Here is a 13443-nt window from a genome sequence, read left to right as displayed (position 1 = left end):
TCAGGACTCCTTGCCGTGGACGAGATCGGCGTCGGCCACACTTGGGCGTTCCGACCAGAAGAGCGGCGACATCAGTCGCCGTACGACCATGAGCACCACACCCATGAGGGCGATACCGATGCCGATGACGAGCGGGGGACCCAGCCCGAACCACGAGACACCGCTGTAGGAGTTCTCGGGGTCGGCCATGTCGGAGACCGATTCCACCAGGAGCCACGCCAGCAGTCCGGCGCCGACCAGCGGGCCCAGGCCGATGAGTACGAAGTAGCGCGCGCTCTCGGTCAGATGGCGACGGTAGTAGACCGCACAGGCCACACCCGTGAGCGCGTAGTAGAACGCGATCAGCAACGACAGTGCGGTGAGCGAGTCGAAGAGGGCGTTGGTGCTGATCTGGTTGACGACGAGGTACCAGGCGATGGCGATGCCGGCGACCCACCACGTGCTGACGTCGGGCGTGCGGAACCGCGGGTGGATGTGTGCGAAGTGCTCGGGCAGCGCGTGACGGCGTGCCATGGACAGTGCCGTGCGTGATGCCGGGATGATCGTCGTCTGCGTCGAGGCCAGCGCGGACGTCGACACCGCCAGCAGCACGACCCAGTCCCAGCCGCCCATCACCTCGGTGGCGAGCAGGGCGAAGACGAACTCCTCTTCGTCGGCGTTCTCGGCGAGGAAGGTCGTGCCGGCGTAGGCCACGACCGCGAAACCGACCGACAGATAGGTCACCAGCAGTACGACCGTCGACCAGACGCCCGCCTTGCCGGGAGCCGTGGCGGAGTTCTCGACCTCCTCGGTGAGATTGACCGCCGACTCCCAGCCCCAGTAGATGAACACCCCCAGCAGCAGGGCCCCGGTCAGTGACGCGCCGCCGGCCCCGAAGGGGTTCAGCCACTTGAATGAGGGGTTGATGGAGTCGAAGGTGCTCGTGCCCGCGTAGACCCGGTAGAGCGCCACCACGACGAAGGCGATCAGACAGGCGACCTGCGCCAGGATGAGGACGTTCTGCACCTTGGCCGACACCTCGGTGCCGACGACGCACACGGCCGTCATCACGAGGATGAGCAGCACCGCGAGCGACTGGCGTACGAAGTCGTTGTCGACCCAGCTGTCCAGGCCGAAGGCCAGCAGCGCGAAGCTCACGGCGACGTCCGCCAGCGATCCGACGACCAGAACTCCGGTCATCGCGATGGCCCAGCCACCGAGCCAGCCGGCCCACGGCCCCATCGCCCGGGTGACCCACGAGAAGGTCGTACCGCAGTCCTGGTCGACCTTGTTGAGGTAGTAGAACGCCGACGCGATCAACAGCATCGGCACGAACGACGCGACCATCACGCCCGGGGCGTAGATGCCCACCAGCGCCACGATCGGGCCGATGACCGCCGCCAGCGAGTACGCCGGGGAGGTGGAGTTGAGACCGATGACGAGCGCGTCGACGAACCCGATCGCGTTGGCCTTCAATCCGACAGGTGGGGGCGCGTCCGCGGTGTCGTTGGCCATGTTCCCTCGCTCCGGTTGTGCGTGGATCCATACAACAGGGCGTTGTGGAACTTTTTACGCTATTGAGGGCCTCTTGGATACGCATGTCACCTGGGTAGGCGTGCGCCGGTGCGTGGGCGGCAGTAGCCGGTGTGGCAGTAGGGGGTGTGTGGCAGTCAGAGGGCGGGGCCGTCGGTCCCGTCTCCGCGTACCGGCGTGTCCTCGCGCATGCCCCACGGTGACCCGTACTCCGTCAGCAGGTCGAGGAACGGCCGGGGCGGCAGTGCCTCGGGGCCGAGCACTCCGCTGCCGTGCCAGGCCCCCGACGCGATGAGTTCGAGAGCGGCCACGGGGTTGATCGCGGTCTGCCAGACCACGGCCTGGGAGCCGTACTCCCGCATCGACCACTGGTTGTCGACCACGTGGTAGAGGTAGACCTCCCGCGGCCGGCCGTCCTTGGTGCCCTTGACCCACGTACCCGCGCACGTCTTGCCGTGCATGCGGTCCCCGAGGCCGGCCGGGTCGGGCAGACAGGCGGCGACCACGTCCCGCGGGGAGACGGTGACCTTGCCCGTTCCGGTGCCGGTGCCGCCGTTCACGGTGACCGGGTCGGTGCGGTCCAGGCCCAGCTTGTGCAGGGTCTGGAGGACACCGATGAACTCGTCGCCGAGCCCGTACTTGAAGGTGACTCGCTCGGCCTTCAACCACCGGGGGACCAGCAGCACCTCCTCGTGCTCGACGTTGACGCACTCCACCGGCCCGATGCCCTCCGGGAAGTCGAACACCTCCGGCTCGCTGAAGGGCGGTGTGGTGAACCAGCCCCGCTCCGTCTCGTAGACGACCGGTGGGTTGAGGCATTCCTCGATGGTCGTCCAGATGCTGAAGGACGGGGCGAAGTCGTAGCCGTCCACGACCAGGTTGGCGCCGTCGCGGATGCCGATCTCCTCGATCTCGTCGAAGAGGACGTCGGCGGCGTAGCGGGCGAAGACGTCCGACAGGCCCGGCTCCACACCCATGCCGACCAGCGCGAGCCGGTCCGCCGCCTCCCACTCGGCGGACCGCGCGAACTGCGCGTCCCCCAGTTTCACGCCGCACTCCTGGTAGGGGCGGGTCGGGTGCGGCCGGGACAGGGACATCGCCATGTCCAGGTAGTGGGCGCCATGGGTGAGCGCGGCGTCGAACAGTGGCAGCACGAAACGGGGGTCGGTGGCGTTCAGTAGGACATCACAGCGGTGTTCGGCGAGTGCGGCCCGCACCCCGGCTGTGTCCGAGGCGTCGAGCTGCACCGCTGTGAACCTGTGCTCGTCGTCCCCGAGCGCCGCGACGGCCGACTCCGCCCGCGCCGGGTCGTAGTCGGCGACGACCATGTGCTCGTAGAAGGAACGCCGGGCCGCGATCTTCGTGATCGCGGTCCCGACGCCTCCCGCTCCGACCAAGAGAACTCGCATGGCGCAGCACTCCTTCGTCCCGCCGACGGCAGGCGTCCCAGCGTCGGCAGGGGAGGCCCCCTGCCTGTTCGGTGGGCCAGGACGATATCAGCCGGTACGCCCCGTGAGAGGGACGGACCGGGCCGTGGCGCTGGGCGGTGGCGAGGCGCTGCGGGCCTGGAGTCCGATGGCCAGGGGCGCGGCGGTGAACATCGAGGAGTACGTGCCCACGACGATGCCGATGAGCAGGGCGAGGGCGAAGTCGGTCAGGGAGTCTCCGCCCAGCAGGGTGAGCGCGGAGAGGATGAACACGGCTCCCATGCCCGTGTTCACCGTGCGGGGGAGGGTTTGCAGGATCGCGGTGTTGGCGAGGCGTGAGAAGGGTGTCTTCCGGTCGCCGGCCGACAGTTCCCTGATCCGGTCGAAGACGACGACGGAGTCGTTGACGGAGTATCCGATCACGGTCAACAGGGCCGCGAGGAAGACGCCGTCGATCGGTTTGCCGAGCCAGGCGAAGACACCGACGAGGATGAGGGCGTCGTGGGCCATCGCGGCGACCGCGGAGGTGCCGAAGGTCCAGCGGAAGCGCACCGCGAGATACAGCAACTGGGCGGCCAGCGCCGAGGCGAGGGCGATGAGAGCTCCTCGGCGCAGCTCGTCCCCGAGGCTGGGGCCGATGAGCTCGTCGCGGATCTTCTCGGCACCGCCCGCGAGGTCGCCGATCGTCCTGTCCACCTTCGCCGCCTCGGCGTTGGACAGTTGATCCGTGCGTACGGAGAGATCGCCGTCGCCGGAGGTCTGGACGACCGCGCGGGGCAGACCCGCGTCGGCCAGTGCGTCCCGGGCGCGGTCGGCGTCCACGGGGGCGGAGGTGGCGTACTCCATGAGCCGTCCGCCGGTGAACTCGACGCCGAAGTTCAGCCCCCGGAGCGCGATGCCCGAGGTGGCCAGGACGAGCGCGACGGCGGACGCGGCCAGCCAGGTGCGCCGACGGCGCATCAGGTCGGGATTGCGGCGGACGAGCCAGTCGCGGACCTTTCCGGTGTCCGCGATGCCGGTGAGACGGGGACGGCGTCGTACGGATCGACGGGCGACCGCGTGGTCGGCGAGGACGCGGGTGATGACCAGGGCGCTGAGCATGGAGGCGAGAACGCCGATGCCCAGGGTGACACCGAAGCCGCGGACGGGCCCTGAAGCGAGGAAGAAGAGCAGGCCCGCGGCGATGAGAGTGGTGATGTTCGAGTCCGCGATGGCGCTGAACGCGTTGCGGAACCCGGCGGTGAGGGCGGCGCGCAGGCCCTTGCTCTGGCGGGCCGCGTATTCCTCGCGAGCCCGTTCGAAGACGAGGACATTGGCGTCGACGGCCATGCCGATGGCCAGGACGAACCCGGCGAGCCCGGGGAGGGTGAGGGTGGCGCCGAGCGCGACCAGAGCCGCGTAGGAGATGACTCCGTAGCAGGCCAGGGCCACGGCGGCCAGGGCGCCGAGGAGCCGGTAGACGGCGACGATGAACAGTGAGGTCAGGGCGGTGCCGATGACGGCGGCCGTGGCACTGGCCTCGATGGCGGTTGCGCCCAGGGTCGGGCCGACGGTGCGCTGTTCGACGGTCTCGACCGGCACCGGCAGGGCTCCGCCGTTGATGAGCAGGCCCAGTTCGCGGGCCTCGTCACGGCTGAAGGAGCCGGTGATCTGGGTGGACCCGCCGGCGATGCCCGTACGGCAGGCGACGGAGGAGTTGACCTGCGGGGAGGAGATGACCTTGTTGTCCAGGACGATGGCGACGCGGCGGGCGGGATCGCCGGCGGGACGGCACGCCGCCTCGCCCGTCAGGCGGGCCCAGGCGTCGCCGCCCGCTCCCTTGAAGTCGACGCCGACGTACCAGCCGACCCCGCTCTGCTGGTCGATGCGTGCCTCGGCGTCGTCGACGTCCGCGCCGGTGAGTGCCGACGGGCCCAGGCGCACGGGCCGGCCGGATTCGTCGGGGAGGACGAGTTCCGCCGGGTGCTTGGCCTGCGGCTGCCGTGAGGTTTCGCCGGTGTCCGCGGCGCCGAGGACGGGATGGAAGGCGAGTTGGGCGGTGCGGCCCAGGACGTCGGCGGCCTCACGCGGGTCCTGGATGCCGGGCAGCTCGACGATGATCCGGTTGTCTCCGGAACGGGCGATGGTGGGTTCGGCGACGCCGAGCGCGTCGATGCGGTGGCGCAGCACCTCCAGAGTGCGGTCGGTGGCCTCCGAGTCGGCCTTGGCTGTGGGTGAATCCCGGGTTTCCAGGACGATTTGAGTGCCGCCGCGCAGATCGAGTCCGAGGCGGACCGGCACGGTCAGCGTGATGTAGAGCGACAGGGCGAGAACGGCAAGGGCGAAGAACGCCCGCACGCGGATGGCGCGCGTCAAGGGTGCCTCCAACAGGCATACCGCAGCCGTGAGAAGGGTGCGGTGGGGATCGACTGGGTGACGTCAGATGCCGTTGGAAGGCGGCGGGCCCCGCCCGCTGTGCCGCTCGGAGTGCTGTGGAGGCGTGAAGGCGCCCTGTGAGAGCGGCAGTTGCGGCCCGGGCTCCGGCAGGGGGAGCACCGGGCCGGGCGGGACGGACACCCCGCCCGGAGGCAGGATGTGCCACTCGCCCGGCGTGGCCCTGCTTACGCGGGGCTGCTGGCCGCAGGCGGTGGTGCACTTGTCGTCGGCGTTGCTACGGGTGTCGGCCTTGGTGGCGACACTTGTGGCCGGGGGGATTTCGGCGGCCGGTGTCAGGACCCGCTGCACGGCCGCCGTGACCGGCGCCGGTGAGACGGGGGAGGCCGCGGCGGGGATGCCCTGGAGGCCGAGTACGCCGAGGAGCGTGAACAGTGCCGCCAGCAGCGCGCCGGCGATGGGTGTGGGGTTCCGGCTGCCGGAGGTGGAGGACGCACGGGTTCGCTGTGTCATGCGATTCCTCCTCCTCAACTGCCTTTGCCTGAACTGCTGTTGGAACAACTGCTGGTGGAACGGCTTCCGGCCGACGGAGAAGTGGAACCGCCGGGCCCGGTCAGGGACACGGCCGCCACGGGTGGCGGCCCTTGGGGACAACGTGTGAGGAACGCATAAAGTTCGCTCGGGACCGTACGGATGGCGAATCCGGTCCGGGGACTGCTTCCGGTCCGGGGTCTGCTTCAGTCGTCGTTCGTGTCGTCGTCGGGGACCCAGCGCAGTACGTCGCCGGGCTGGCAGTCGAGCGTGCGGCAGATCGCGTCGAGGGTCGTGAACCGAACCGCCTTCGCGCGGCCGTTCTTCAGTACGGCGATGTTGGCGGGCGTGATGCCGACGGCAGCGGCGAACTCGCCGACCGACAGGTTGTGTCTGGCGAGCTGGACGTCGAGGTCGACGATGATCGCCATCAGACGACCGCGGCGATCTCGGTCTGCAGATCCGTCGCCTTGCGCAGGAGGCTTCGCATGATGACGGTGAGCATCGCGAACGCCGCTCCCACGCCGACGCTCGTGATCGCGGCGCCCAGGGCGCTGAGTTCCTCCATGCCGTCGTCGGGAGACGGAATGTCGGCCACGAAGAGATGTCCGGCGATCCCCGTCGCCAGCAGCGTCGCCACGACGGAGGATGCGATGACGATGTCGACCCACCGGAAGGCCAGCGGTGAGAAGATCGCGCCGCGCCGGACCATGGCGAGCAGCATCCACACTGCGAGGGGCTCGTCTCCGTGGGGGCAGCCCTGGGCGAGGTGCGTACTCTCGTCAGGGAACTGCCTCGGCACGGCACCCACAGGAGCTCTCGTGACGTACGACATCACCGCCCTCCGCTCCCAGTTCCCGGCGCTGAACGCCGGGACCGCGCACTTCGACGGCCCCGGTGGCACCCAGACCCCGCAGCCCGTCATCCGGGCCGTCGCCGACGCGTTGGCGCAGCCTCTGTCGAACCGGGGAGGAGGGACACCGGGGGAGCGGCACGCCGAGAGCATTGTCGCCAGGGCTCGTCAGGCCCTGGCCGACCTGTTGGGCGCGCACCCGGCAGGGATCGTCTTCGGCCGTAGTGCCACTCAGCTCACCTACGACTTCTCCCGTGCCCTCGCCAAGGCATGGTCGGCCGGGGACGAGGTGGTCGTCACCCGTCTCGACCATGACGCCAACATCCGCCCATGGGTTCAAGCCGCCGCCCAGGCCGGTGCCACCGTGCGCTGGGCCGACTTCGATCCCGCCACCGGAGAACTGACCGCGGCCGACGTCCGTGCCGTTCTGTCCCCGCGGACCCGGCTGGTCGCCGTGACCGCCGCCTCCAACCTGATCGGAACACGTCCCCCGATCGCCGAGATCTCCGGCCTGGCCCGCGATACCGGAGCGCTCACCTACGTCGACGGCGTGCACCACACCGCGCACGCGCTGGTCGATCTGGAGCGGCTCGGCGCGGACTTCTTCGTCTGTTCCCCGTACAAGTTCCTCGGCCCCCACCACGGAGTCCTCGCCGCCCGGCCGGAGTTGCTCGAAACGTTGCGGCCGGACAAGCTCCTGCCCTCCACCGACGCGGTGCCGGAGCGCTTCGAACTGGGCACACTGCCCTACGAGTTCCTCGCGGGTACGGAAGCGGCGGTCGACTTTCTCGCCGGCCTCGACACGGAGGCCACAGGAACGCGACGACAGCGCCTGGCGTCCGCGTTCATGGCCCTCGAAGCACACGAACAGGCCCTGCGCACACAGCTCGACAAGGGCCTGTCCTCGCTTCCAGGGGTCCAGGTCCACTCCAAGGCAGCCGACCGCACTCCCACCCTGTTGCTCACGTTCGACGGTCGCTCGTCGGTGGAGGCCTACCGGTTCCTCGCGGAGCGTGGCGTCCACGCGCCGTCGGGGTCCTTCTACGCGATCGAGGCCTCCCGTCGACTCGGCCTGGGTGACACCGGTGGGCTTCGGATCGGCCTGGCCCCCTACAACAACACGGAGGACGTCGAACGGCTTCTGGAGGGCCTGTCCGAGTTCCTGGCGCTCTGAGGGGAGCCGTCGACTCGTTCAAGGGGAGGGCGGCAGCGCCGGATCCGCTCCCCACGCCGCGGCGCACAGTGCCCGGTCGACCTCCTCGCTGTAGCGGGCCGCCGCGAGCCAGGCGTGGGCGAACCGGTTGACGTCGGCGGGGACGAGACGGCCGAAGGCGTCGCGGGACCGGTCCGCGGCAGCCGAATGGAGTTCGTCGAGGAGGTCTCCGGCGCAGGCGAAACCGTAGCGGCCCAGGCGCCGACTGTCGGCCGCGCTGTCTCCGGGAAAGGCGAGCACGCGACGGCCCGCCGAGGCCGCCTGGTGGACACGGCGGCGCAGAAGATGCAGCGGCGCCTCGTCCGGGGTGGTGGGTGGCGATCCGGCGGGCGCCATCGCCGGGGTGGGCAGGTCCGCGTGCTGGAGACGGTCGAGGCCCAGGTCGAGATGGGCCCCTGGATCTTGGGGGTGGTCCGCGGCGAGGAGCAGCGCTCGGGGCAGGGGAGACGGGTCGAGGCGGGCGACGACACGCAGTCGGGTGCCCGGGGAGGCCGCGAGGAGACGGAGGTTGTCGCGGTAGGGCAGCGCGGGGTGGTCATGGGCGGCGGCCAGCCGGAGCGTCAGTCCGTCGCAGTCCGCGAGCAGGCAGTCCCCCGCCGCCTCGCGGACCGTACCGGTGAGGGTCACGTCGAGGAACAGCAGGCCGTCCCCGCCGGTCAGGGCACGTGATACCTGATCGGCGACGGGCAGTTCCCACAGGCCTGCGAGAGGGTCCTCGCGCCAGGCGGCGCCGGACGCGCGCACGGCCCGTACACCCGCTCCCGCACCCAGCCGGCCCGTCGGGGAGACGGTCGCACCGGACACGGCGAGCCCGGCCCGTGACAGTTCACGGTGGGTGAGAGCCGTGTCCCCGACGCGTACGGCCCGGTCGGCCGCACCCACCGCCCGGCCGGGCCCTCCCGGGACGACATCCGAGACCGTATGGAGACGGCCCTCGGCGTCGGACGTCCAGGTGACCGCTCCGGCGTAGCCGGTCGCCGTGAGGACCGGCTCGGAGAAGAGCCCGTACAGCCGCAGGGATCCGTCCGGGGTGTACGGCTGCCGTGCGGTGCCGTGCAGGGCGGCGAGTTCGGGGCCGGTGGAGCCCGGGAGGCGATGGGCTGTCCCGAGGACCTCGCGGAGAGCCGCGGCCAACTCGGTGAGGCGGTACGCCGGATCGGCGCAGCGAGCCGCGCGCAACTGCGTGACCACGGAGACCGCCGAGGCGGCGATCCTGGGCAGACCGCTGATCCGTGCGGTGTGAGCGGCGCGCAGCAACTCCGCCTGCAGCACGGCGCCCGCGCCGTCCGTACCGGCTTCGAGTACGGCGGCCGCGGCGTCGTACGTGGCTTGTGCGGCGGCGCGCTGGTCGGGGGTGGGGGTCTCGGGTTCCGTGGGTGACGCGGACTTGGTGTCCGTCGAGATCGCCTTGTTCGCGGAGACCGGTGTGCGCGGGGAGGCGGGAGCGTCCTGGCCGACCGGTGCGGGCACGGCGTCCGGTATCGACTGCGACTCGGAGCCGGACTCGGGCTCGGAGTCGGCGATCGGTGCCGCCGAGGCCGCGGCCGCGCGGTGCAGGCAGTCCGGGGCCAGCAGGCAGCCGCAGCGGATCGCGTCCGCGTTGGTCACGGTGCCGCCGGGGGCGTGCAGTTCGAGGTGGGTGTCGTCGTCGACGGCGATGCGTACGGTGTCGCCGTCGCGGACGGACGGCCGTCCCGCCAGCTTGGTGATGCCGGCGTCCAGCCGCTTGCGGAGCCGGGGCGTGAGCCCTTGGACGAGTTCGGCGGTGACGGCCGGGGCGACCGGAGGCAGGTCGAGGCTCAAGAGACTTTCTCCCCTACCCAGCGGGCGAGTTCGAGTGGGCTGAGGGCGGCGACGGGCATGCCCGCGGCGACGAGCTGGCCCGCGACGCCGGTCGAGTACCGGGGTCGACCGGCGTCGTCCAGGCTCGCGCAGCCGAGTACGTGGCAGCCGGCCCCGACGAGACCGCGGACCTCGGCGAGCAGGCCACCGAGGGGATAGCCCTCCTCGAAGTCGCTGATGACCACGACGAGGGTGCGCGACGGCACGGTGACGAGTTCGCGGGCGTGGCGCAGCCCGGCGGCGATGTGCGTGCCGCCGCCCACGCTGACCTCAAGGAGCAGCGACAACGGGTCGTCGACATGGCCGGTGAGGTCGATGACCTCCGTGGAGAAGGCCAGGAAATGCGTGGACAGGGTCGGCACTCCGGCCAGCACGGAAGCCGTGAGAGCCGCCCAGACCGTCGAGGCCTCCATGGACCCCGACACGTCGGTGACCAGGATCAGCCGCCAGTCGGCGGCGCGTTTGGCGCGTGAACGGAAGACGGGGTGCTCCGGGATGACCTGGACGGTACCGTCCGGGCCGCGGCGTGCGGTCGCGAGGTTGGCGCGCAGTGTGCGGGGCAGGTCGAGGCCGCCGCCCGGCCGTCGGCTGGGGCGCGGGAGGACCGCACCGTGCAACGCGGGGCGCAGACGTGTGGCCAGTTCCCGGGTCAGCGCCTCGACCAGGCGGCGGACCAGCGGGCGCAGGGCGGCCAGTTGCGCCTCGGGCAGTCCTCCCGCGTGCTGGAGCACGGTGCGCAGCAGGTCGACGGAGGGCCGCACGACGTCCGGGTTGAGCTCGGCTATCACGTCCTTGCGGCCCGACGCCGCGGCCGCCGCCAGCACCTCTTCCCGGATGCCCGGTCCGAACAGGGCGGCCAGTTCCTCGGACCACGCGCGCACCCCCGGGTACGAAGCCTCCCGGCCGCCCCCGCCGCGTCGGCCAGGTCCGGTCAGGTCGCCCCTGCTGCCCTCACCGCGTCCGCTGCCGTACAACTCGTCCAGCGCGGTCGCGAACGCCGAGGCCGAGCGCGGCAGTTGGTCCGTACGACGGCCGAGTACGAGCCGCCAGCGGTCGGCGGACGCGAGGACGTGATCCTCGGGGGAGCGCTCAGCAACTCGCTCGGTTGTTTCTGACACTTCGGGCTCTTCGGGGTTCTCGGGTGCCGGAACGAGGTCGTCCCCCTTGGGCGGAGGCAGCAGCCCGAGCGTGCGCAGGGCGGCGCGGGCCGCGAGGTCCGCGCGGGTCCAGGTGGCGAGTGCGGCGGGGTCGACGCCGCCGGTGTCGGTCAGATGCGTGACGGCGAGGCGCTCCTCGACGGTGTCGAGGAGCCGGTCGCGGGCCGCCGGGCTGAGGGTGTCGAAGCCTTCCCGGAGCGAGGGGAGCCGATCGAGGAACTGCCGGTCGGGCATCTCGATGACGCGGTTGAGCAGCGGCTCCAGGGCGGGAGCCGCCGCCTCCAGGAGCGGGCCCGCGGCGGTGAGCACCCCGATGAGCCGGTCGGTGAGGGCTGTCCGGGCCTCGGGGGTGTTGGCCGAGTCGACCCATGAGGCGATGCGATCGCCCAGAACATGGGGGTCCTCGTGGCCGAGGAGAACACGTACGGCTCCGGCGGCGCCGCGCATCAGCGGGGAGCCGTCGGTGGCCAGCCGGGCGAGCGCGTCGGCGAGCCGTATCCCGCCCAAGAGGTCCGCGCGATGGGCGAGTTCGAGCAGCGCGTGAGCGTCGGCCCGGTCCTCGGAACCCGTGAGACCGTCCACCTGCCGCACCGCCGCGGCGGTCAGCAGCTCGGCCACGGTGGCCACCGTTTCGGTACGTTCCTCGTCGGTACCGAGGCCTGCGACATGACCCGCACGCAGTCGGTCCAACAGAGCCAGAGCGGCGAGGAGTTCCGGCAGCGTGGCGGACTGCGGCAGCACGTCGCGGACGTCGGCGAGGCGTTCGTCGGTGAGGGCGGGCAGGCCGCACTCCGCCGCCTGCCGAAGGCCGTGCAGGGTCTGTGCAGCCGTGGGGCCGCCCTCGTCCCGCTCTGCGCGCCGGCGTTCGCGCAGCAACCCCTCGGCAGCCTGCGCGGGGGTGACTCCTCGGACACCGGCCGCGGTCAGCATGGCCGCCGTGGCGGGTGTCCAGCGCACCTCCCAGCGAGAGGTCAGTGCCTCGGACCCGCCTGCGCCGACGACCTCCTTGGCCTCTCCGTACGGCACGCCGCACACGGTCAGGCGCTGCAGCAGGAGTTCGCGGCGGCTGTCCAGGTCGGAACGCAGCGGGTCCAGCCGCAGATCCCGCGTGGTGTCGGTGCCGTGGCTGTCGGGCCCGGGCAGCCCCAACGCCGCGAGCTCCGCCTCCACCGCCGGAGCGAGTCCACTGCGGGGCGCTCCCGGTGCCGGGCGGCCGCCGCGCGTTCCCACGAGCACCCGCTCCATCGCCTGTGCGACGGCCCGGCCGCGTCCGTACGGCTCTCCCTGTGTGAGGACGGTCTGCACCGCCTCGACCAGCTCGCCCCGGCCGGCCGCGGGAAGTCCACGCAGCCGGGCGAGGTCCCCCGCGAGGCGGCAGATCTCCCGGGCGTCGGCGGGTCCCGACGGGTGCCCGAGAACGCGCAGTTGGGCACAGATCTGTACGGCGGCGCGTGTCAGGGCGTCTTCCAGCGCGGCCGGGTCGCCCGCCGCGCCCAGGACCAGGTGCTGCCATTCCGGGTCCCGGATGCCCGCCGGGTAGCCGGACCGCTCGTCGAGAAGCGCGTAGGTGTAGGGGATGAACGACGTCGTCCATGCCGCGGCCTCGGCGGCGTCCGGGCCGCCGGATGCGTGCGACCGGGGTTCCGCCGGTGTGCCCGGTGACGTCAACGCCGGGGCGTGGAAGGCGCCGACGACCATGGCGGCGCGTTCGCCGTTCGCTGTGGCGGCGGCCAGCCGGGCACGCATCCACTCCTCGCGCCGCAGATCCAGCTCGGGCACGCCTCCCGAGGCGGCCGCGTCCTCGCGCAGCGCCCAGCCCGTCAGCAGGGCGGCCCGCCGCAGCGCTTCGGGAGGCGAGCCCGGGGCGGCCGCCTCGACGAGACGGTCCCACAGGTCGTCACCGGTACGGCCCGTGAGCCGGGCTCGCAGCGCGGTGGCGAGGCCGGCTCGGGGGGACGTCTCGTGGACGCCGACGGGATCCGGAGCGCTGGGTGTCTCGCCGGTGGCCGGTGAAGAGGCGGGACCCTCGGCTGTCTGCGCGGTTGGTGGAGGGGTGGGGATGCCGGGCGCCCTTGCAGGGGCCGGAGCGGCGGTCGGGCCGGGCGGCTCCAGGGCCGAGCCCCGGTCCGTACCGTCGTCCGGGCATGCCGGGGCGTACCGCTCGGCGCTCCACGCCCTGTTGGCGAGCGGCAGGTCGCACGCGACGACCGGCACGTCGTGGCGCGCGGCCCAGCGCACGGCGGCGAGTTCGGGCGAGAAGTCGGCGAACGGATAGAAGGCCGGGCCCGGGCCGCCGCCCCCGTCTCGGGGAGCGGCGGCGAGGGCGACCGGGGCCCGTGTCTCCTCATGACCGAGCCAGGGCAGCCATTCCTGCATCTCGTCGGGCAGTTCGACGAGCAGCACGTCCGGCTTGGCCGCGTCCAGCAGCGCGGGCACGGCCGCGGCCAGGGAGGGCGCGTGGTGCCGTACGCCGATGAGGTAGGGCGCCGCCGGGTCGGTGAGGGCCGCGACGGCTTCGTCGGGGGAGAGGGGCAC

General features: G+C 71.9%; 9 protein-coding genes. 1 reads left to right on the top strand and 8 read right to left on the bottom strand.

Annotated features, from left to right (window positions below; all coding sequences use genetic code 11):
- From ACH4YP_RS37365 to ACH4YP_RS37340, 6 genes are all read right to left on the bottom strand, one after another.
- Complete coding sequence (locus ACH4YP_RS37365) at positions 1-1494, bottom strand: APC family permease (RefSeq protein WP_398495379.1); 1494 nt, start codon at positions 1492-1494, stop codon at positions 1-3.
- 155 nt (positions 1495-1649) lie between these two features.
- Positions 1650-2921: a saccharopine dehydrogenase C-terminal domain-containing protein gene (locus ACH4YP_RS37360; RefSeq protein WP_361057596.1), complete on the bottom strand. Its 1272-nt coding sequence runs from the start codon at positions 2919-2921 to the stop codon at positions 1650-1652.
- A gap of 87 nt (positions 2922-3008) precedes the next feature.
- Positions 3009-5294, bottom strand: coding sequence for a protein translocase subunit SecD (secD, locus tag ACH4YP_RS37355; protein WP_398495377.1), 2286 nt, complete (start codon positions 5292-5294; stop codon positions 3009-3011).
- Between the two features lie 63 nt (positions 5295-5357).
- Positions 5358-5825 (bottom strand): hypothetical protein, encoded by a 468-nt coding sequence (locus ACH4YP_RS37350; RefSeq protein ID WP_398495376.1) that lies wholly within the window; start codon positions 5823-5825, stop codon positions 5358-5360.
- A 224-nt stretch (positions 5826-6049) separates the two neighbouring features.
- Positions 6050-6274, bottom strand: a complete 225-nt coding sequence (locus ACH4YP_RS37345; RefSeq protein WP_361057590.1) for a helix-turn-helix transcriptional regulator — start codon at positions 6272-6274, stop codon at positions 6050-6052.
- Positions 6274-6645 (bottom strand): DUF2975 domain-containing protein, encoded by a 372-nt coding sequence (locus ACH4YP_RS37340; protein WP_398495373.1) that lies wholly within the window; start codon positions 6643-6645, stop codon positions 6274-6276. The genes ACH4YP_RS37345 and ACH4YP_RS37340 overlap by 1 nt, the downstream gene beginning before the upstream one ends.
- Before the next feature lie 19 nt (positions 6646-6664).
- Between ACH4YP_RS37340 and ACH4YP_RS37335 the strand changes: the two genes are divergently transcribed.
- Entirely contained in the window at positions 6665-7870 is a 1206-nt protein-coding gene (locus ACH4YP_RS37335; protein WP_398495371.1) for a cysteine desulfurase-like protein, read from the top strand.
- Between the two features lie 18 nt (positions 7871-7888).
- On the opposite strand, the gene ACH4YP_RS37330 is transcribed toward ACH4YP_RS37335, so the two are convergent.
- Positions 7889-9712, bottom strand: coding sequence for a hypothetical protein (locus ACH4YP_RS37330; protein ID WP_398495369.1), 1824 nt, complete (start codon positions 9710-9712; stop codon positions 7889-7891).
- A complete protein-coding gene (locus ACH4YP_RS37325) occupies positions 9709-13443 on the bottom strand; it encodes a DUF5682 family protein (protein WP_398495368.1) in 3735 nt (1244 codons plus the stop codon). The genes ACH4YP_RS37330 and ACH4YP_RS37325 overlap by 4 nt, the downstream gene beginning before the upstream one ends.

Origin of the sequence: Streptomyces sp. NPDC020747, from assembly GCF_044334695.1 — a bacterium.
Taxonomy (GTDB): Bacteria; Actinomycetota; Actinomycetes; order Streptomycetales; family Streptomycetaceae; genus Streptomyces.
This window is presented reverse-complemented; position numbering and strand designations above follow the sequence as displayed.

Bases quoted from the DNA above. Each gene is read 5' to 3' on its own strand.
- ACH4YP_RS37365 (WP_398495379.1), bottom strand. From the start codon at position 1,494: ATGGCCAACGACACCGCGGACGCGCCCCCACCTGTCGGATTGAAGGCC.
- ACH4YP_RS37360 (WP_361057596.1), bottom strand. From the start codon at position 2,921: ATGCGAGTTCTCTTGGTCGGAGCGGGAGGCGTCGGGACCGCGATCACG.
- ACH4YP_RS37350 (WP_398495376.1), bottom strand. From the start codon at position 5,825: ATGACACAGCGAACCCGTGCGTCCTCCACCTCCGGCAGCCGGAACCCC.
- ACH4YP_RS37345 (WP_361057590.1), bottom strand. From the start codon at position 6,274: ATGGCGATCATCGTCGACCTCGACGTCCAGCTCGCCAGACACAACCTG.